This is a genomic window from Marinobacter sp. V032, from assembly GCF_052645435.1.
Window position 1 is genome coordinate 147,514 of record NZ_JBQXYE010000004.1, and the last position, 20,656, is coordinate 168,169.

The 20,656-nt window shown below is 55.5% G+C and carries 16 protein-coding genes, 1 tRNA gene and 1 riboswitch; of the genes, 4 read left to right on the forward strand and 13 right to left on the reverse strand.

Annotation, left to right across the window (positions count from 1 at the left end):
* Window positions 1-73: 73 nt before the first annotated feature.
* Window positions 74-1,660, reverse strand: coding sequence for a BCCT family transporter (locus ACUN9X_RS16550; protein ID WP_445473789.1), 1,587 nt, complete (start codon window positions 1,658-1,660; stop codon window positions 74-76).
* Between the two features lie 301 nt (window positions 1,661-1,961).
* Window positions 1,962-2,064: riboswitch (TPP riboswitch) on the forward strand.
* 58 nt (window positions 2,065-2,122) lie between these two features.
* Between ACUN9X_RS16550 and thiB the strand changes: the two genes are divergently transcribed.
* From thiB to ACUN9X_RS16570, 4 genes are all read left to right on the forward strand, one after another.
* Window positions 2,123-3,121 (forward strand): thiamine ABC transporter substrate binding subunit, encoded by a 999-nt coding sequence (thiB, locus tag ACUN9X_RS16555; RefSeq protein ID WP_445473790.1) that lies wholly within the window; start codon window positions 2,123-2,125, stop codon window positions 3,119-3,121.
* Window positions 3,097-4,800, forward strand: coding sequence for a thiamine/thiamine pyrophosphate ABC transporter permease (thiP, locus tag ACUN9X_RS16560; RefSeq protein WP_445473791.1), 1,704 nt, complete (start codon window positions 3,097-3,099; stop codon window positions 4,798-4,800). Before thiB ends, thiP begins: the two co-directional genes overlap by 25 nt.
* Window positions 4,784-5,404: a thiamine ABC transporter ATP-binding protein gene (locus ACUN9X_RS16565; RefSeq protein WP_445473792.1), complete on the forward strand. Its 621-nt coding sequence runs from the start codon at window positions 4,784-4,786 to the stop codon at window positions 5,402-5,404. Before thiP ends, ACUN9X_RS16565 begins: the two co-directional genes overlap by 17 nt.
* A gap of 73 nt (window positions 5,405-5,477) precedes the next feature.
* The gene (locus ACUN9X_RS16570) at window positions 5,478-7,121 is read left to right on the forward strand and encodes an FMN-binding glutamate synthase family protein (protein ID WP_445473793.1); all 1,644 of its coding nucleotides are present in this window, start codon (window positions 5,478-5,480) and stop codon (window positions 7,119-7,121) included.
* A gap of 48 nt (window positions 7,122-7,169) precedes the next feature.
* Here the strand turns inward: ACUN9X_RS16570 and ACUN9X_RS16575 are convergent, their stop codons facing one another.
* The 12 genes from ACUN9X_RS16575 to pheS all read right to left on the reverse strand — a co-directional run bounded on the left by ACUN9X_RS16575 (window position 7,170) and on the right by pheS (window position 20,638).
* Complete coding sequence (locus ACUN9X_RS16575) at window positions 7,170-9,188, reverse strand: hypothetical protein (protein WP_445473794.1); 2,019 nt, start codon at window positions 9,186-9,188, stop codon at window positions 7,170-7,172.
* Window positions 9,189-9,553: 365 nt separating this feature from the next.
* On the reverse strand, window positions 9,554-10,669 hold the full coding sequence (locus tag ACUN9X_RS16580; RefSeq protein WP_260034768.1) for an ABC transporter ATP-binding protein: 1,116 nt from the start codon (window positions 10,667-10,669) through the stop codon (window positions 9,554-9,556).
* 11 nt (window positions 10,670-10,680) lie between these two features.
* A complete protein-coding gene (locus ACUN9X_RS16585) occupies window positions 10,681-11,550 on the reverse strand; it encodes a carbohydrate ABC transporter permease (RefSeq protein WP_260034766.1) in 870 nt (289 codons plus the stop codon).
* Window positions 11,543-12,472 carry a carbohydrate ABC transporter permease gene (locus ACUN9X_RS16590; RefSeq protein WP_260034765.1) on the reverse strand — a complete coding sequence of 310 codons (930 nt, stop codon included), beginning with the start codon at window positions 12,470-12,472 and terminating at the stop codon, window positions 11,543-11,545. The genes ACUN9X_RS16585 and ACUN9X_RS16590 overlap by 8 nt, the downstream gene beginning before the upstream one ends.
* 80 nt (window positions 12,473-12,552) lie before the next feature.
* Window positions 12,553-13,803 (reverse strand): ABC transporter substrate-binding protein, encoded by a 1,251-nt coding sequence (locus ACUN9X_RS16595; RefSeq protein WP_445473795.1) that lies wholly within the window; start codon window positions 13,801-13,803, stop codon window positions 12,553-12,555.
* Window positions 13,804-13,947: 144 nt separating this feature from the next.
* Complete coding sequence (locus ACUN9X_RS16600) at window positions 13,948-15,402, reverse strand: ATP-binding protein (RefSeq protein ID WP_445473796.1); 1,455 nt, start codon at window positions 15,400-15,402, stop codon at window positions 13,948-13,950.
* Window positions 15,395-16,111, reverse strand: a complete 717-nt coding sequence (locus tag ACUN9X_RS16605; RefSeq protein ID WP_260034761.1) for a response regulator — start codon at window positions 16,109-16,111, stop codon at window positions 15,395-15,397. Before ACUN9X_RS16605 ends, ACUN9X_RS16600 begins: the two co-directional genes overlap by 8 nt.
* Window positions 16,112-16,365: 254 nt before the next feature.
* A tRNA-Pro gene (locus ACUN9X_RS16610) sits at window positions 16,366-16,442 on the reverse strand.
* Window positions 16,443-16,556: 114 nt separating this feature from the next.
* On the reverse strand, window positions 16,557-16,919 hold the full coding sequence (locus ACUN9X_RS16615; RefSeq protein ID WP_260034760.1) for a MerR family transcriptional regulator: 363 nt from the start codon (window positions 16,917-16,919) through the stop codon (window positions 16,557-16,559).
* Window positions 16,900-17,202 carry an integration host factor subunit alpha gene (gene ihfA, locus ACUN9X_RS16620; protein ID WP_260034759.1) on the reverse strand — a complete coding sequence of 101 codons (303 nt, stop codon included), beginning with the start codon at window positions 17,200-17,202 and terminating at the stop codon, window positions 16,900-16,902. The genes ACUN9X_RS16615 and ihfA overlap by 20 nt, the downstream gene beginning before the upstream one ends.
* A 4-nt stretch (window positions 17,203-17,206) precedes the next feature.
* Window positions 17,207-19,576 carry a phenylalanine--tRNA ligase subunit beta gene (gene pheT / locus ACUN9X_RS16625; RefSeq protein ID WP_445473797.1) on the reverse strand — a complete coding sequence of 790 codons (2,370 nt, stop codon included), beginning with the start codon at window positions 19,574-19,576 and terminating at the stop codon, window positions 17,207-17,209.
* A 63-nt stretch (window positions 19,577-19,639) separates the two neighbouring features.
* Complete coding sequence (gene pheS, locus ACUN9X_RS16630; RefSeq protein WP_260034756.1) at window positions 19,640-20,638, reverse strand: phenylalanine--tRNA ligase subunit alpha; 999 nt, start codon at window positions 20,636-20,638, stop codon at window positions 19,640-19,642.
* Window positions 20,639-20,656 lie beyond the last annotated feature (18 nt).

Genomic DNA, 20,656 nt, shown 5'->3' on the forward strand with positions numbered 1-20,656 from the left:
TCTGGCAATAAGCGACCAGCCATAAAAAAACCCTGTCAGTCACCTGACAGGGTTTTTTGTTTGCCGGCCGATTTTACTTCATGCCGGCATCCATCATTGCTTTCTCGTTGTATAGCCCTTTCATCAGGCCATAACACATCACCAGCAGGATGATCGTGAACGGCAGACCCGCACTCACCGCACCCGCCTGAAGCGTCGTCAGCGCATCTGCACCACCACCGAAGATCAGCGCTGCAGCGATAGCACCTTCCATCACAGCCCAGAACACGCGCTGTGCAGTCGGTGCATCAAGCTTGCCGCCCGCCGTGATGCTGTCAATAACCAGCGAACCTGAGTCCGAAGAGGTTACAAAGAATACCAGCACCAGCACGATACCAAGGAAGGAGGTAATCGCGGTGAACGGAATATTCTCGAGCATCTGGAACATGGCCAGCGACACCTCGCCCAAACCGTCCGTAGCCAGTGAACCGATACCTGACTGAATTTGCGCCAGAGCAGAGCCACCGAAAGTGCTCATCCAAACGACTGTAATCAGGGTTGGGATCAACAGTACAGCGGTAACAAACTCTCTTACAGTCCGGCCTTTGGAGACACGGGCGATAAACATACCGACGAAAGGTGACCAGGAAATCCACCATGCCCAGTAGAAGACAGTCCAACCGTGAAACCAGCTCTCATCTTCCCGGCCGAACGGATTACTCAACGGCACGATATTACCAACGTACGATGATGCCGTGGTCCACATGGTGCTGAAGATATCCAGCGTAGGCCCGGCAACCAGCACAAACAACAACAAGGCTGCTGCGAGCCCCATATTGATATTACTGAGGGTCTTAACACCGCCATCAAGACCGCGCAAAACCGAGATCAGAGCAACGGTCGTGACACCCGCAATGATAATCATCTGGGTGGAGATACCATTGCTGATATCAAACAGGTAGTGCAGACCCGATGCCGCCTGTTGCGCACCAAACCCGAGAGAGGTTGCAAGACCAAATATGGTAGCCAGTACCGCGATGATATCAATCACATCGCCAATCCAGCCCCACACGCGATCACCGAAGATCGGGAAGAAAGCGGAACGCAGTGTCAGCGGCATCCCCTTGTTGAAAGCAAAGAATGCTAACGACAAGGCAACAACAGCATAGATCGCCCACGGGTGGAGGCCCCAGTGGTACATCGTTGCGCCCATTGCCAGCTTGGCACCTTCTGGCGAATTAGCCGCCACGTTCAAAGGCGTACCATACCAGTCGGTATAATAAGCTACTGGCTCAGCGACACTCCAGAACATCAGGCCGATACCCATACCGGCTGCAAACAACATCGCAAACCAGGATATGTTGCTGAATTCCGGCTTCGCGTCGACCCCGCCAAGACGAATCTTGCCGACCGGCAACACAATCAGCGCAAGACAAAAGATGACAAAAATATTGCCGCTGATCAGAAACAGCCAGTCAAAGTGCTCGATAGCGCCAGTTTTCGCGCCATTAAGCAGCGATTTGGAGATGTCGGGAAACATCAGAGTTCCGACAACAAACACGATTATCAAAATCGCGGTAATGAAAAACACCGACTTGTGTAGGTCAAGCCCGAGGGGCGTAATATTGTCCTGACCTGCCTGATAGTCGGTGGAGTATTCGTCTTTTACGACTTCGCTCACGTAAAGCCTCCTAACACCGAATGTGTGCACCCTTAACCGGGTACTAAGTTACAAGCGCTTAAGTTTATTCATTTGAACTCAAAATATCAAAATTCAGTGAATTTCGTGGCGCATTCCGGCAAAAACCGCCGATAAACTCTGAAAAAGTCCTCTTAGCCACTTTAAAAAATGCCAATAATCCTGAATTCCCGCACCGTTTTAGTTATATGTCTAAACATCACACATTACCAACAATCTCGACTGGAAACTTTGGCCGAATCCAACCGTTGTATTTTTCTGTTGCCCTTATACGTTATCCTAGACCATCTCATCGGGGTGCCTGAGATTGTTTTAGTCAGGCTGAGATCAAACCCGCGGAACCTGATACGGATAATGCCGATACAGGGATTGAGCCTTTGCCGGTTTTTTTTCGCGCGCCCCGTTGTATCGACTCTTTCCAATTAGCGATTAACGGTGGCCTCCATGTTTAAAAAAGCCCTGCTGGCGCTGGGGTTTCTGATAGCACCCGGTATCCCTTACGCGCAAACAACGCTAACGGTCTACACCTACCCGTCATTTGTATCGGAATGGGGCCCGGGCCCCGCCATCAAGGCTGCCTTTGAAGCCGGCTGCGACTGCCAGATCCGTTTTGTCGCGCTCGACAGCAGTGTGGCATTGGTGCACCGGCTGCGGCTTGAAGGCTCTTCCACTCCGGCTGACATTGTTCTGGGTCTGGACGCCAACACACTCTCTGAAGCCAGAGCAACCGGGCTACTGGCTCCCCATAACATTGATACGTCAGCAGTTTCGCTTCCTGTTGATTGGCAAGACGACACCTTCGTGCCTTACGACTGGGGCTATTTTGCATTCGTATACGACACCGAACAGCTCGCTTCACCTCCGAAAAGTCTGGAGGCGCTGATCAACGCGCCGAATGACCTCAAAATCATTATTGAAGATCCGCGCACCAGCACTCCCGGCCTGGGCCTGATGCTATGGATGAAAGCAATATACGGCGATCAGGCACCGGAAAAGTGGAAGCAGCTTCAACCTAAAATCCTGACGATCACAAAAGGCTGGAGCGATGCCTACTTCTCGCTGTTCATGAATGGCGAGGCGCCCATGGTGTTGTCATATAGCACTTCGCCTGCTTACCACATGGCGGTAGACAAGACTGAACGTTACCAGGCCGCCGAGTTCTCTGAGGGGCATTATCTTCAGGTGGAAGTAGCGGCACGAGTCGCTCATAGCGCGCATCCGGAGCTCGCGAAGCAGTTTCTCGAATTCATGTTAAAGCCCGGATTCCAGAATGAAATCCCGCTGAAGAACGTAATGTACCCCGCCACAGATATCGGCGATGCGCTGCCCGCTGTGTTTGAACGCCTGATACAGCCCGACAAAACCCTTTTTCTAAAACCGGAAACGGTCTCCAACCACCGAAAAGACTGGATCAGTGAGTGGCTGAACGCGATCGCCAATTGAGAAACCCGCCCCTGAGCGCCGCGGGCTGGCAACTCGGCCCCGGCCTGGTGATTGCCGGCATCATCGCGCTGATCTCGTCAGCCGGCCTCGGCGCGCTAATCTGGCAATGGGAGCATGGAGCTCTCGCCCGTCTATGGGAGAGCAACTACCTGCGGCAGGTTATCCAGTTCAGCGTAGTTCAGGCTGCGCTCTCAACCCTCCTTAGCATCGTTATTGCCGTGCCCGTTGCCCGGGCTCTGGTACGCCAGAAGCATTTCCGCGGCCGCAACGCCCTTTTGCGCCTGATGGAGTTAAGTCTGGTGCTGCCCTCTATAGTGGCAGTATTCGGTATTGTGGCGGTCTACGGTCGCACTGGCTGGCTTAACACCCTGCTGACCACCAGCGGAATTGACTGGCGCTGGAACCTCTACGGATTGCAGGGCATCCTGCTGGCCCACATCTTCTTTAATGCGCCGCTGGCTGCACGCGTCATGGTGCAGACCCTGGAACGGATACCCGCCAGTCACTGGAAAATAGCGAGCCAACTGGGAATGACCAGCGGAGCAATCTGGCGCGCTCTTGAATGGCCTGCGTTGAAGCGCCTGATACCCGGCCTTGCCGCGTTGGTATTCACACTGTGTTTTACCAGCTTCGCCATCGTGATGACTCTCGGCGGCGGCCCCTCGACAACGACCATTGAAGTGGCCATCTATCAGGCGCTGCGATACGAATTCGACTTTGGACAGGCTGCGCTGCTGGCGATCATTCAGTTGATTATCTGCGGTTCGCTCTGGGCTTTAGCCAGCCGTCACGGACGAACCCGAGATCTGCTGCCATACAGCGGCTCATCCGACACATTTTCACGAGTCGATACTGAAGGGTGGCACCGGATTCGGGACGGCGCCCTGCTCGGATTGTTTTTCGTCTTCCTGATAGCACCAATTCTAGCGATGGCCCTGAGAGGTGTACCCGGACTGGCAGACCATATCGCGGATTTCCGACTCTGGAGCAGCCTTGCAAGAAGCCTGCTGGTTGCCATCGGTGCAGGCCTTGTCAGTGTCAGCTTTGGTCTCGCCATCCTTGCCACAAGCAGCGGAATGCGACAACGCCATCACGCAAAAATGGCCGCACTTCTTGAAGCCAGCGGTCACCTTACACTCGTAGTGCCTGCACTGGTGCTGGGCACGGGCTTGTTCATCCTGATGCGCCCGCAACTGGGCTCGGTTACACAAGGGCTGGCGCTGGTGATGGCCATTAACGCTTTGATGGCATTGCCATTTGTAATTCAGGTACTCCGGGGGCCTTTGTCGTCGGTATCACCCGGAGCGCTAAGGGTGGCGGATCAACTCGGCATTCGAGGCCTTTATCGTTGGCAGTTCCTTTTCTGGCCGCTGATCCGGCGGCCACTCACACTGGCCCTTGCCTATGCCATCGCGCTGTCACTCGGAGACTTCAGCATCATTGCCCTGTTCGGCAACCCGGCAAGCCCCACTCTACCGATGTTGCTTTATCAGCAACTCGCCAGTTATCAACTTGATGCAGCTGCAGGCACTGCACTGTTACTTGTGAGCGTTCTGGCCGGCATATTCGCCACACTTCAACGAACCGGAAGACGCCTGCCTGACGTTATTTCAAAGCCCGAAACGCTCAATCCACTATCAGATGATGACGCGGGAGACGCTTATGCTCGACGTTCATGAGATCAGTTTCCGCTACCCGGGTTCCGCATCCCGTTTCGAGTTCGACTGCCAGGTAGCGGCAGGCGAGTGCCTTGCCATTACGGGCCCCAGCGGTTGCGGTAAGAGCACCCTACTCAATCTGATCGCCGGATTCCTGGAGCCGGACACTGGTGACTTGCTCTGGAACAAGACAAGTTTCACTAGCGCCCCACCCTGGCAAAGACCGGTGACATCCGTATTTCAGGAGCACAACCTGTTTGACCACCTACCTGTGCGGGACAATATCGGGCTTGGCATCGACCCGGGCCTGAAGCTGACGGCTGACGATGACAACCGCATTCGGATGCTACTTGAGACTGTCGGGCTGGCAGGATTATGGCAGCGTTACCCTACCGAGCTCTCAGGCGGTCAGTGCCAGCGGGTTGCCATGGCCCGTGCGCTGCTGCGCAGGCAACCTGTTTTAATGCTGGATGAGCCGTTTACCGGCCTCGATCACGAGTCCCGTGCCATACTCTGGTCGTTACTGGAAACCGAAAAACATCGCGGTACGGCAATCATTCTGGTCAGTCATGACCCGGATGATGCCCGCAGGCTGGCAGATCAGGTCAAGGTTCTGGCAAGCTGATCCTCTACACTAGGGCCAATATCAAAAGGCGGACAATAGCCGGCCAACGGAAAACAGGAGAATCATCAGGCACATGTCGAAACTTTCCCCACTTCCATTGCGGTATGGCGCGCTCACTGGCAGCGTAATCGGCTTTTTCATCACCTTGCCGCTGGTCTGGCTTGATCCGTGGTTTGCGCTGCTGCCACTCCTGTTCGGCGTCCTCATCACTGTCGGCATCTACGACCTGAACCAGCGTGCACACACAATCAGCCGCAACTACCCGATCCTTGCGCACTTACGTTACTTCCTTGAGTCAATCGGGCCCGAAATCCGCCAGTACTTTATCTACGCCGACACTGAGGAACGGCCCTTTTCCCGGGAACAGCGCTCAGTTGTATATCAGCGTGCCAAAGACGTGCTGGACAAACGTCCGTTCGGCTCGCTTCACGAGATGTACCACGAGGGCTACGAGTGGATTAACCACTCACTTAAACCTGTCGGGCACGATCACAGCGACTTCCGCATTTTGATCGGCAAAGATTGCAAAAAGCCCTACAACGCCAGTGTGTTCAATATTTCAGCCATGAGCTTCGGCTCCCTGTCTGCCAACGCCATCCTCGCCCTAAACCATGGTGCTCTTAAAGGCGGCTTTTATCATGACACCGGCGAAGGGTCCATTTCCCGCTATCACCGCCAATACGGCGGCGATCTGGTATGGGAAATTGGCTCCGGCTATTTTGGATGCCGGAACGACGATGGCACCTTCGACGAAGCGAAGTTTGTGAAGAATGCCGCGCTGGACCAAGTCAAAATGATCGAGATAAAACTCTCGCAAGGTGCTAAGCCGGGGCACGGTGGCATCCTGCCCGCCGCAAAGGTAACGCCCGAAATAGCGGAGGCTAGAGGCGTTCCGGTAGGCAAGGAAGTGGTATCGCCAGCTCAACACTCCGCGTTCAGCACGCCGTTGGAGCTCATGACGTTTATCGAGCGCCTGCGCAAACTCTCGGGCGGCAAACCGGTGGGGTTCAAAATCGCGATTGGCCATCCATGGGAGTGGTTCTCTCTGGTCAAAGCCATGCTGGCGACCGGCAAGCGACCGGACTTTATCGTTGTTGATGGCGGTGAAGGCGGCACGGGCGCGGCTCCACTCGAGTTTATCAACCGGCTGGGCATGCCGATGACGGAAGCCTTGCTACTGGTTCACAACACGCTGGTCGGCGCCAACTTGCGGGAAGATATTGCGATCGGAGCGGCAGGGAAAGTAACGTCCGGATTCGATATAGCCAGGACCATCGCACTGGGTGCCGACTGGTGCAACTCGGCCCGGGGCTTCATGTTCTCACTGGGCTGCATCCAGTCACTTAACTGCCACAACGACAAATGCCCCAGTGGTGTTGCAACCCAGAACCCAAGGCGCAGCAACAAGCTCGACGTTGCCGACAAAAGCTTGCGGGTCAGCAACTTTCATCGCAACACCATGGACGCGTTGGCCAATCTGTTGGGCGCGGCAGGCCTGAATCATCCGCAGGAGCTGGGGCCAGAACACATCATTCGGCGGATATCCGAGAACGAAGTACAGCCCTACATGGACCTGTTCCGGTTTCTGGAGCCTGGTGTCCTCATCGACGGCAAGACCGATAATCCGGTGTTCGTGAAGTACTGGGATAGTGCCAGAGCAGACAGCTTTGACGCGCCGGACTTTGTCCGCAAACTCAGAGAGACCAAGCTTCACTGAGCCCGCCTGTTCAAAAGGCGCGACTCAGCTTCAAACGGGACTGTTGATCTACAGGCCGGAATCAGCCTGAAGATCAATGGCCGGCAACCGGTCAGCCCCCCAGCTTTCATGGGTCAATTTGATGACACGGTCCAGCGCTTCCCGCTCCACGTTGGCGAGCACGCCATGTTCCAGCGGGTCAAAGTGATAGATGTAAAGCCGCGAAGCAAACTCCTCAAATGGCAATGATGCCTCGCCAAAGTGCTCATCAAACCCCGCTGTGCTGACGACGACCCCATTCCCCCAGTTCTGTCCACTGTCATTGTTGGGATTGTAGAAATACACCCGCATGACATTCTGTGGGTCCAGCGCGATCCGCAGTATTGTGATGGCATGCCAGCCAATAAAGCGGGCGACACTGTCGGTCACTGCGATGCCAGCGGGCTGGGGGTGGATCAACGGCTGATTACCGTTGAAGTAGGGATGGTAACTCGCATAAAAGTGGCGCAGGAACTCGTCCATATCGGTCAACTGCCCCGTCGCCACATCAACATTGATTCGAAACCCCCGGCCGCACCACCAACCATGGAACTCAGGGTTAATCCACCGATGCGGATCCCCTTCCCGATCAATACAACGACGCCCCATTTCCGCGTATATGCGGTCCAGGTGAGGCACCACAATCAGCGACACCGGATCCAGATCGAGCGGTGTTTCAACGGCAACGCCCGACTCGCTTTCCTGAGATGAAATGGCCTGACCTTCGAAATGCATGATGATTTCGTCGTCACGGGCCGCCCAAACCACCATTTGCAGCATGTAGTCCGGATCGTTGAAAGCCCACATCGACAAAGCCCGCGCCGACTGGCAGGTCGGATTGTTGCCCTGGCCGACGCCCAAAGGCTGCCCCAGCATGCAGAGCACGCCCTCCAGCAATCGGGCGCCCGGTGATGGCGTTTCGCCGTATACCAGCTTCAGGCGCACAGCGGCGTGGGATGATATCGGCAGCGAGATTTGTCGCCACAACGCTGGTGCCACGGGTAGCTGATACAGAATCCCCCGTTCCAGAAGCAACGCCAGCCCGTACACCGCCTGCGCTGTTTGTGGGTATACACTGGCGTTGATCAGCGCGTGCACCAACTCCTGGTAGCACAGCAGGCAATCCCGGCCCGTACTGGACAGCCCCAGCGCCTCTGAAATCAGCTGGTCGCCCTGATCGAGCAAAAAGCGCAATAATACAGCGTGATAAGGAGAGACCAGCCCCGTGTCGTGCATCGCTCTGGCGCAACCGGTCGCTTCAGTCAGGAGCCCGCGTGAATCCATGGAGGCGATACGCTCTTCATAGATCCCGACGCCCGGATCTTCCCTGCACGCCTGGGTAGGCCCGAACAGGCTGCTCACCAGCCGGTCAGCACCGGATCCGCTGCCGCCAAGGTCGATATCGGGATTGGCGCGGCAAATCGCAATCTGCGTGATCATCTGCTTCACAGATTCAGTCTGGATTGGCCGCTGCTCGAGAATGCGCCAGATCTCGGCTATCAGTGTATCGATGATATGTTCGTAGCCGATCCGGTCTGCAAGGTGCTTGAAAAGCGATCTGGGGATAGCGGCATGATGCCCCAGCCGGACGCGCTCTGCCTCGGTTGCAACGCCGAACAGCAACTCGAGATTAATCGCGAGTACCTGCGTCAGGTAGTGGTGGGCCTGCTCCGCAGAAATGCGACTGTGGACATAATCACCTTTGGCAACCGCCACCAGCCGCAATTCACTGAGCGCCTCGAGCACGAGTGTATCGATCACACCACTCTTGAGTGACCAGGTTGTCAGCGAAGGGATGAGAATTTCCGGCCAGGCCCAATCAGTGCCTTCAAAAACTCCGGCCTGTTCAAGCGATCGGGCACGCGCCTCGATAGCCGCGCAGCCACCTTCCTGAAGAAGCACACGCCGAACCAGATCAAATACGACCTGAGCCTTGGCGATGTGGTCCAAGGGCTGGGCCTGGGCCAGCGCAGCAGTTGCCTGGTCCAGCTTCTCCACAAGACCGCTCAATTTTCCAACTTCGTGATTATCTGTTTCCAGAGGATCCAAAGCGCTACCTCTCTGCTGCTTTAACCGAGAGATTACACGTAAAAGTCGAGATCTTCCTGATGTTTCAACAGATCTCTCAATTTATGCGGGTCGTCAGCGGCAAAATAGAACAAGCCCCGGTGGGTGCCAAAGGCCGTTTGCTTGGTCTCCGTGCACTGCAGCGGTGGCGCAAGATCGCTCCGCTCGTCGCAATCGTGGCACCCTTCCCTGTCAGGGCAACCGCTCTTCTACCCTACAGCATAGCGCATCGTATAAGAACGCGACCGGGCACAAGGCATGGCATTGCGCCGGCGCGCCCAAACCGCAGCCGGCGACTATCGCAGCCGCTTTTCCGTCAGGCTTATCAGGCCGGCCACTCTGCCCGGTCAGGCGTCAATCCTGGCCTCCTGCCCTGCTTCAAAAAATACGGCACGACTCATGTCGATCATCAGTTCAGCTGGCTGCCCGGGTGCCACAGTATGATCCGGATCGAGCCGGCAATGCACTTCCGTACCATTGATATGAGTGAGCGCCATGACATCCGGCCCTGTCGGCTCGGTTACCTCTATTCTGAAGATACCCGAAGCAATCGTTGCCTGATCCTGCTTGTGGGCCAAAGGCTGGGTGATATGTTCCGGGCGAATGCCCAGATGGATCTCGCGGCCGTGCCAGGCGGAGAGCTTCTCCGGCAGCGGCACAAACATTTCGTCACCGTCTGCGCTTTTGAGTCGCCCCCTGAGATTCCCCGCTTCGCCCTCTACCTGCAACGGAATGAAGCTCATGGCAGGCGAGCCAATAAAGCTTGCTACATAACGTGTTGCAGGGCTCTCGTAGACTTCTTTGGGGGTACCCAGCTGCAGCAACTCACCGTCCTTGATTACCGCGATACGATCCGCCAGCGTCATCGCCTCAATCTGATCGTGAGTGACGTAGACGATGGTTGTTCCTAACCGCTGGTGCAAGCGCTTGATTTCAGTCCTCATCTCGACACGTAGCTTGGCATCAAGATTGGACAGCGGTTCATCGAACAGATAGATCTTGGGCCGACGCGCCAATGCACGTCCCATGGCAACCCGTTGCTGCTGCCCACCGGACAGTTTGGCGGGCTTTCGATCCAGCAATGGCTCGATCTGAAGCAGCTTGGCGACACGCTGCACTTCTGTCTCAATTTCGTTTTTGGGCATACGCCGGATCTTGAGCCCGAACGCGATATTCTCCCGCACGGTCATCGTCGGATAGAGCGCATAGGACTGAAATACCATGGCGATATCCCGGTCCTTGGGCTCAGCATGGGTCACATCCTCACCATCGATGTAAATGCCACCCTCGGTGATGGATTCGAGCCCCGCAATGCTGTTCATAAGAGTCGACTTGCCACAGCCGGAAGGGCCGACCAGAATCAGAAATTCGCCGGACTCGATATTGATATCAATGCCTTTCAGGGTTTCCTGAGCGGCATTACCGTAGGTCTTGCGGATACCCTTGAGTTGTAATTGTGCCATTGTAGGACCTTTTAACCTTTGACCGAGCCAGACGTAAGCCCGCGAATGAAGTACTTGCCCGCCAGGATATAAACCAGCAGCGTGGGCAGCGCGGCAATCATCGCAGCCGCCATGTCGACGTTGTATTCCTTGACCCCGGTACTGGTGTTCACGAGGTTGTTCAGCCCCACTGTAATGGGCTGACTGTCGCCACTGGCAAACACCACTCCAAACAGAAAGTCATTCCAGATTTGTGTGAACTGCCAGATGAAGCACACCATGAAAATGGGCGTCGACAACGGCAACATAATGCGCACAAAAATGGTGACGAATCCGGCGCCGTCAAGGCGCGCGGCTTTCACCAGCGCATCCGGCACGCCAACATAAAAGTTACGGAAAAACAGCGTCGTAAACGCGACCCCGTAGACCACATGCACCAGCACCAGGCCGGGTGTCGTATTTGCCAGCCCCAACTTGCCCAGCGTTGAGGCCATCGGCAGCAGCACAACCTGAAAGGGAATAAAGCAGCCAAATAGCAGCATGCTGAAAAACAGGTCGGACCCTCGAAAACGCCACTTTGAAAGCACGTAACCGTTGATAGCGCCAAGCCCTGTGGAAATAAGGACCGCCGGAATCGTCATTTTGAGGGAGTTCCAGAAAAACCCGTTTACGCCGTTGCATTCCACGCCGGTGCAGGCAGAGGACCAGGCCTTGCTCCAGGCTTCCAGCGACCAGCTTTCGGGCATGCTCATCAGGTTGCCTGTACGGATGTCACCGGTCGTTTTGAAACTGGTGATCAACATCACGAAGACGGGAATCAGATAAACCAGACAGGCCAGCAACAAGGTTGCATACACCAGTACCCGACTGGGCGTGAGCGCTTTACGCGTGGAATCAAGCATTGCGCGCCCCCCTGAGTTCCGAATACAAGTACGGCACGAGAATCGCCAACAGTGCTCCCAGCATCAACATCGCACTGGCAGCGCCCATCCCCATCTGGCCGCGCGTAAACGTGAAGGAATACATGAACAGAGCCGGCAAATCCGATGCATATCCCGGCCCACCTGACGTCATGGCGGTCACCAGATCGAAACTCTTGATTGCGATATGGGCCAGCACCATCACCGAACTGAAAAATACCGGGCGCATCGCTGGCAGCACGATTCGCAGATAAATACGGGGCAAGCTTGCACCATCAACACGGGCAGCATTGATAATGGCACCATCGATACCGCGCAGCCCTGCCAGAAACAGCGCCATCACAAACCCGGACGCCTGCCACACGGCAGCAATCACAATGGTATAAATGACCATGTCAGTGTCGGTCAGCCAGTCGAACTGAAAGCTGGTCCAACCCCAGTCGTGCATGAGTTTTTCCAGACCCAGGCTGGGGTTCAGAATCCATTGCCAAACCGCACCGGTCACAATCATCGACAATGCCATCGGGTAAAGATAAATCGTGCGGATCATGCCTTCATGGCGGATACGCTGGTCTAGCAGAATGGCCAGAAAGCAGCCGATTGCGAGACAAAAGCCAATAAATAGCGCGCCGAATATCGCCAGGTTCTGGCAAGCCGTCATCCACCGGTCATTGGCGAATAGGCGCTGATACTGCTCGAATCCAGCAAATTCATAGCTGGGCAGAAAGGTTGAACTGGTCAGCGACAGCGCGCCGGTCCAGATCATAAAGCCGTAGATACCCACCAGCGTCAGCACCACCGTCGGCGCGAGCGCCAATTTGGGAAGCAGACGTTCCAAAAGCTGGGTAAGACGGACACGGGGACGCCGGGGTGTCGCCTGGGACACCGCTCCGAGCTGAGCCATCTTGAAACTCCTCAACCGTAATCGGTCAGGGGGCGCACACAACTGCGTGCCCGCCCCTTATTGAATGTTGCCTGACAGGATCAGAGTGCAGACTGAACAGCTGAGGCCAGACTCTTGGCCGTTGCTTTCGGATCCGCATCTTTCTGATTGAAGAAGTTGGTGATGACATCAAAAATCTGGCCCTGAACCGCGCTGGTGGTTGCCAGACCGTGGGCAAAACTTGGCACCAGTCCGCCGGTATCGGCCGTCGATTTGAAGGCCTCCATCGATTTCTGGGCACAGGCATCAAAGTTCGACATATCCATGTCTGTACGCACGGGAATCGAGCCTTTGGCAGTGTTGAAGAGGGTCTGGAATTCGGGCTCCAGAATGGTCCGGGCCAGATCTTTCTGTGCCTTTTCGTTCGCTTCGTCGTTCAGTTTGAACATGGCCAGAGAATCAATATTGAAGGTGAACGTGCCCTGGGTACCCGGGGCAGGCACACACAGGTAGTCCTTGCCGGCGACTTTGTCGGCCGCAGTGAATTCGCCTTTGGCCCAGTCACCCATTATCTGCATCGCGGCATCGCCGTTGATGACCATCTTGGTGGCAACGTTCCAGTCGCGACCCACCGAGTTGGGGTCAATGTAATCACGCATGCGATGGAACTTGGTCAACGCTTCAACCATTTTCGGGCCGGAAAGCACGTCCATGTCATGCTCGACAAACGCGGCGGTGTAGTCTTTTGGACCTAGCACAGCAAGTGCGACCGCTTCGAACAGAGTGGCGTCCTGCCATGCCTGACCGCCATGAGCCAGCGGAACAACGCCTGCGGCTTTAAGTTTGTCTGCGGCCGCGAAGAACTCGTCCAGAGTCGTCGGGACTTCAGCACCGGCCTTCTTGAAAACAGCGGGGTTGACCCACAGCCAGTTCACACGGTGCACGTTGATCGGCACGGCTACATAGTGGCCTTCATATTTCATGACCTTGGACACCACAGGCGGCAGCATACTGTCCCAGTTAGCCTTATCTGCGACATCATCAAGGCTGGTCAAAAAGCCCAGCTTGGCCCATTCCTGAATATCGAGCCCTTTGATCTGGGCTGCTGCGGGTGGGTTACCGGAAACAGCACGGGTTTTGAGAACGGTCATTGCTGCTTCACCACCGCCACCGGCGACAGCAAAATCCTTCCAGGTATGACCCTGGTCTTCCATCATCTGCTTGAGGGCAGCAGCAGCTTTTGCTTCACCACCGGACGTCCACCAGTGCAACACTTCCACCTCGCCCGCCTGGGCGGATGAACCGGCTACGCACAGGGCGATAGCAACCATTAAATGACGGATCAGTTTCATAGTCGGCACCTTGTTGTTGTTGTGAGTAAAAACAGTTGTCTCATAAGGACAACATCATTTGAGTCTATGGCAACGGGGATTTCGCTGACGTATCAAAGTGCAAGGCCAATGTAACAACTTTGATACATTGGCCGGCGGGCGCGGTCAGTGGGGATTTCGGGGCAGGAAAAGGGTCAGGCGCAGCCCTCTTTCAGCGCGGTTGGATGCCTCCACCTCGCCGCCATGGGCATGGGCGATACCGCGAGCGATACCTAATCCCAAACCATCGCCGGGAGCCGTCGGCGACGCCCGATAATAAGGGTCAAAAATTTTACTCAGCTGTTCTGGCGCCAAGCCCGGGCCCTCATCCTCAAAATACAGCGTCAGGATCTCAGGCGAATCCTCAATACGAATCGTCACCCGCTCACCATACTTCAAGGCGTTATCGAAAAGGTTACCGATGCAGCGGCGCAGCGCTAACGGCTTGCAACGATACGGGCGAAGTGCGCGGCCAACAAGTGTGACCTTGCCCGGCTCCTTCGCCGCCGGCTCGGTCACCTGATCAATGAGGCCATGGACATCAACGGCCTCCATGTTTTCGTAGACATCGTGTTCTTTTACCGACTGCAGCGCGCTCTTGACGAGCAGATCGAGCTCCTGCAAGTCCTTTTCGAACTTATCCCTCAGGAGGTCGTCATCAAGCAATTCACTGCGGAGTCTCAGGCGGGTGATCGGCGTTTTCAGATCATGGGAGATTGAAGTAAACAGCTGCTCCCGGTCCTTGAGATAGCGCTGGATACGTTCGCGAAGCGTGTTAAAAGCCCGGGTCACCGCGACCACTTCACTACTGCCCTGCTCGGCCAACGGAGGCCGGTCGTCATCAAACGGCATTTCCCTTGCCGCTTTTGCCAATCGTCGCAGAGGTCGGGTCTGCCAGCGCACCAGCAAGGCAATAAAGCTCAGCAGGAAGATGCTGACCATCACTATAAAAAAGATCTGCTGCCGCGGCAGCACAGGGTCTTCCAGTGATACGTAAGGCGCCGGCAGCGGCGTCGCCAGGTAAAGCCACTCGCTGGGCGCGATTTCGATCTGGGTGACCAGCACCGGCGGATTGATAGGGTCCAGGTTCAGGGCGTAGCCGGCCCAGGACGGCGGTAAATCCGTCAGCTTCATCCGGCTGTTGAGAATTCGAAGATTTTCGGGGGCAACAAATTCAACCCGGATCGGTAAATCGCCCCCGAGGCGTTGGCGCAGGACATTACTTACCACACTGACTACCCGAACCTTGCGATCGGTGTCAGGTAATGCCTTGAGCGGAATTTCCTGTTCATTCAGGGACACAAAGAACCGGGTCCCCCCCATGTTCCGCAATTGATCCAGCACGATGTGCCGGTACTCGAGGGGCAATGATTTGAAGAAGCGAACTGTAGCGGCTGCGGAATAAGCCAGGTTACTGCTGCTGTTCAGCAAGCCCTCATCTTCCTGAGCCCGAAATGTGGCGTACCAGAATGTGGTTGAGATGCCCTGAGCCATCACCACGGCCAACAGCGTCAGCAGAAGCATCCGGGTGAGCAGTGACCGCGGCCGAAACCGCTCCAGAAGAGACTTGAGTTTACTCATTCTCATAACTGACAGTGGCCGTCAGCATATAGCCGGCACCACGGACGGTACGGATCAATTTGGGTTGGCGCCCCTGATCGCCGAGCCGCTGTCTCAGCCGGCTGACTGCAACATCCACGACACGATCCAGCGGATCAGACTCACGGCCCCGGGTAACACCGGCAATGGTATCCCGATCCAGAATAGCGTTGGCATTGTCGATAAAGAGTTTCAGCAAAGCGAAATCAGCACCCGACAGGGCGACCCGAAGACCATCGCGATCGTTGATTTCATGGTTCTGGTAGTCCAGGCGCCACTGACCGAAACGGACATAGCGCCTAAACCCCTGCTGACTCAGCTGGGAACGCCGCAATAACGCCTTGATGCGTGCCTGAAGCTCACGGGCGCTGAAAGGTTTGGCGATATAGTCATCAGCCCCCAACTCCAGCCCGATTACTTTGTCCGTCTCGTCAGAGCTGGCCGTCAGCATGATGATCGGCAGACTGAAATGCTCGCGGACCCAGCGGCAAAGGGTAAATCCGTCATCACCCGGTAGCATGATATCCAGTATCAGCACATCGGGTAGTGACTCATCCATAGCCTCACGCATGGCATCACCGTCCGATGCGGTGCGCACGTGATAGCCCGCCTGTCCCAGAAAGGTCTGCAACAGCTCACAGATATCGTCATCATCATCGACGACAAGTATGGAATGGGTTACTGCAGTCATGATGCCAAACCAAACGGTTCCGTTATTGTTTTCCAGACGAAGGCGGCTTAACTAACGCCCCGGTGGCCACACTATGTCGGCAAGCAGGCAATCTGTCCAGACGGCATAGCGAATCACAGCGTTAGCAACCGCCGCCATCAGCGGTAAAAAACAAAGCGGGAAATGCCGAAAATGCTCGATGCAAGATCAACTAGGAACAATAAACACGAAAACGCACAGAGAGTGCTGAAAGGACAAACAAAAGGAAGGAAAAATGGTCGGGACGGCAGGATTTGAACCTGCGACCCTCTGCACCCCATGCAGATGCGCTACCAAGCTGCGCTACGCCCCGACACGCCAGCCTTTGAACAGGAAGTTCAATGGCTTAGCGGGAGCGAAGTCTACACGAGCTCCCCGCAAAAATAAACAGGAATGAATACAAAAACAAAACCAGCCTTACCGTTACTCAGGCAGGGCTGTTCAGTACGTCCAGCACCTCTTCAAGCTCGGCAATCATCTGCTTGATCAGCTGCTTGTATTGTGACGTATCGTCTTTGACTTCATGGCTGCTCAGTTTTTGCTTGGCACCGCCGATCGTGTAGCCCTGATCGTACAACAAGGCACGAATCTGCCTGATCGTCAGTACATCGGCACGCTGATAATAACGACGGTTGCCCCTTCGTTTTACCGGTGACAGCTGCGGAAACTCTTGCTCCCAATATCTCAGCACATGCGCTTTAACGCTGCACAGATCAGCCACTTCACCGATAGTGAAATAGCGCTTGCCCGGAATTGGGGGCAGTTCGTTGTTATGACTGGGTTCCAGCATACGCCTCTACTTTCTGTTTTAGTTTTTGTCCCGGCCGGAAAGTAACGACACGACGCGCACAAATGGGAATTTCTTCCCCGGTTTTAGGGTTTCGGCCCGGGCGCTCTTTCTTGTCCCGGAGATCGAAGTTACCAAAGCCGGAGAGCTTTACCTGCTCGTTATGGCTCAGGGCGTCTCTGATTTCACCGAAAAAGGCTTCTACCATTTCTTTGGCTTCACGCTTGTTCAGCCCCAGCTCTTCGTAAAGACGTTCCGCCATCTCCGCTTTTGTCAAAGCCGCCATTCCACTAACTCCTCAGTGTTGCTCCAAGCTCAGCCTTCAGCGCGTCAACCACAGCATTAACGCTTGCCTGAACCTCTTCGTCATTCAGCGTCCGTTCAGGATGCTGCCAGAACAGGCTCAAGGCAAGGCTCTTGCGGCCTTCGCCGATTGCCTCGCCCTCAAACACATCAAACAGACGCACACCAGTCAGCTGCTCACCCGCATGTTGACGGGCGATACGCTGAACCTCGGCATAACCAACCTCATTCCCGATAATAATAGCCAAATCCCGGCGAACTTCAGGAAATTTTGAAAATTCTTTGAAATTAGGCACATATCCAGTGAGGATCGAATTCAAGAATAGCTCAAAGACATAGATCGCGCCATTCAGGTCCAGTTTTTTCTGCACCTGAGGGTGCAAGGCTCCCAGCCAGCCAACAGATTCGCCATTCATTCGCAGCTCGGCTGTCTGGCCCGGGTGCAGTGAGGGGTGCTCTCCAGCCACAAAATCGACCTGAATACCCAATAAATCAAACAGCGCTTCAAGGTCACCCTTGGCATCGTAAAAGTCGACATTGCGTCGCCCGTTAACCCAGCTTTCAGGGTCTTGAGATCCGGTTACGACACCCGCCAGCATCGGCACCTGGTCAATGCTCTCTCCGTTGCTGATAAAGCGCAGCCCCGTCTCGAACAGCCGGATGCGGGATTGCTGGCGATTCTGGTTGTGCGAGACTGTCTTCAGCAGCCCCGTCCACAGCGTGGTTCGCATCACTGACATATCGCTTGATATCGGATTCGCCAGCTCAATAGCTTTGTGTGTACTCAGCAGTGCCTGAGCCTGAGCATCAACAAAACTGTATGTGATCGCCTCCTGATAGCCACGCGAAACGAGCAACGACTGGATGGCGGAGACCGGGCGCACGGCTTCAGGCTCTTCCCGCAGCGCCAAACCACCGAATGGGGTCGTGACCGGAAGGTTGTTGTAACCGAAGATCCTGCCCACTTCCTCGATAAGATCTTCTTCGATGGCGATATCCGGGCGATAGCTTGGCACTCGAATCAACCAACCTTCGCGTGTCAGCTTATCAACATGCAGGCCAAGACGAGTCAGAATTTCTTCGATCTCGGTGCGATTGATTTCCAGCCCCAGAACATCCGCTACGCGGCGCTCGCGCAATTCGACCTGCACCTCTTCGGGCAAGTGTTTGGCACTGGCAACTTCGGTAATTTCGCCCGCTTCGCCACCCACAATATCGAGCAGCAACCGGGTGGCGCGCTCCATTGCATCACGCGCCAGCTTGGGGTCAACACCGCGTTCAAAACGGTGGGATGCATCCGTGTGCAAGCCATAGTGACGGGCTTTTCCAGCAATGGTAATGGGCTCAAAAAATGCGGACTCCAGCACCAGATCACGTGTTTCAGCACTGACTCCCGAGTGTTCGCCTCCCATCACGCCTGCGATCGCCACGGGCTTTTCGTGATCGGCAATGACCAGCGTATCGCGGGTCAACTCAACCTCCTGACCATCAAGCAACGTCAGCTTTTCACCCTGCTCCGCCCAACGCACGACAATGCCACCAATGATCTCAGCACGGTCGAAGGCATGCATGGGCTGGCCCAGCTCCAGCATTACATAGTTTGTGACATCCACAGCGGCATCAATACTGCGAATGCCCGATCGACGCAGGCGCTCACGCATCCACAGGGGCGTTTCTGCAGACAGATCAACACCGCGAATAATGCGACCAAGATAACGGGGACAGCCTTCCGGTGCACTCACCCGCACATCCACAACATCCGAGTGGCTCGGGGCAACCGGTGTGAGCTCTGGCGCGTCTACCAGCTGACGATTCAGCACACCCACTTCACGGGCCAGCCCGCGAATGGAAAGACAATCGCTACGGTTGGGTGTGAGGTCAACATCAATAGTGACATCGTCCAGCCCAAGATAAGCGCGCAGGTTTTCCCCAACCGGTGCCGATTCCGGGAGCTCCATAATGCCATCATGCTCGTCAGAAAAGCCCAGCTCGGCCTCCGAACACAGCATCCCCTGGGATGGCTGTCCACGAAGTTTTGCTTTCTTGATACGGAAGTCACCGGGTAAAACGGCACCTACCTCCGCCAGAGCAACCTTGATTCCAGCTCTGGCATTAGGTGCGCCACATACGATCTGAACGGTTTCAGCGCCGCCCTCAACCTGGCATACACGCAGCTTATCCGCATCGGGATGGGGTTCTGCCGATACGACTCGCCCTACGATGACACCAGAAAATGCGCCGGCGACCGGTTCGAATCCATCAACTTCGAGCCCTGCCATGGTGATCTGATCAACCAGAGCCTGGGTATCGATCGACGGGTTTACCCATTCGCGCAGCCACTGTTCACTAAATTTCATGCTTGTTGCCTTGTGCTGATACCGTTAATCCTGAATTCGCCGGCGTTGCTATGCGCCCGCCGTCTATCGGAACTGTCTGAGGAAACGCAGATCATTCTCGAAAAACATCCGCAGATCGTTGACGCCGTAGCGCAACATCGCCAGACGCTCGGCACCCATACCAAACGCAAATCCGCGATAGACTTCCGAATCAATACCACAATGCTCGAATACTTTCGGGTGGACCATACCGCAGCCCATTACCTCCAGCCACTTGATGGAGCCGTCTTCATTACGCCCCCACTCAATGTCCACCTCGGCAGACGGCTCTGTAAACGGGAAATAGGACGGCCGGAAACGAACCGCCAGATCCTTCTCGAAGAACACTCTCAAAAACTCTTCCACGGTGCTTTTCAAGTCGGCAAAACTGACATCCTTCTCGACCAGCAGCCCTTCGACCTGATGAAACATCGGCGTGTGGGTCATGTCGGAGTCACACCGGTAAACACGACCAGGGCAAATCATGCGGAATGGCGGCTGGCTGCCTTCCATTGAACGGATCTGTACCGGAGAAGTATGGGTTCGCAGCAATGTGCCGGGATTGAAGTAAAAGGTGTCGTGCATCGCACGCGCAGGGTGATGGCCGGGGATATTGAGAGCTTCGAAGTTATGGTAATCATCTTCGATCTCCGGACCTTGCTCAACGCTATATCCAGCGCGGGAGAAGAACTGTTCGATACGCTGAAGGGTGCGGGTAACCGGATGCAATCCGCCCTGAGCCTGACCACGGCCGGGCAAGGTCACATCAATAGATTCGGACGCAAGCTTGGCATCCAGCGCCGATGACTCGAGTTCAGCCCGACGTCCATTGATAGCGTCCTGAACCTGCACCTTCGCCTGATTAATCAGTTGACCGGCAGCGGGTCTTTCTTCAGCAGAAAGCTGCCCCAGAGACTTGAGTTGCTGTGTCAGCACGCCCTTTTTACCAAGGTAATCTACACGCACCAGATCCAGCGACTTGAGATCCGTTGCCTGCCCGACCGCCTTGAGGCCGTCCTGAACAAGTTTCTCCAGGTTTTCCATTGACCCTGCTCCAATCAA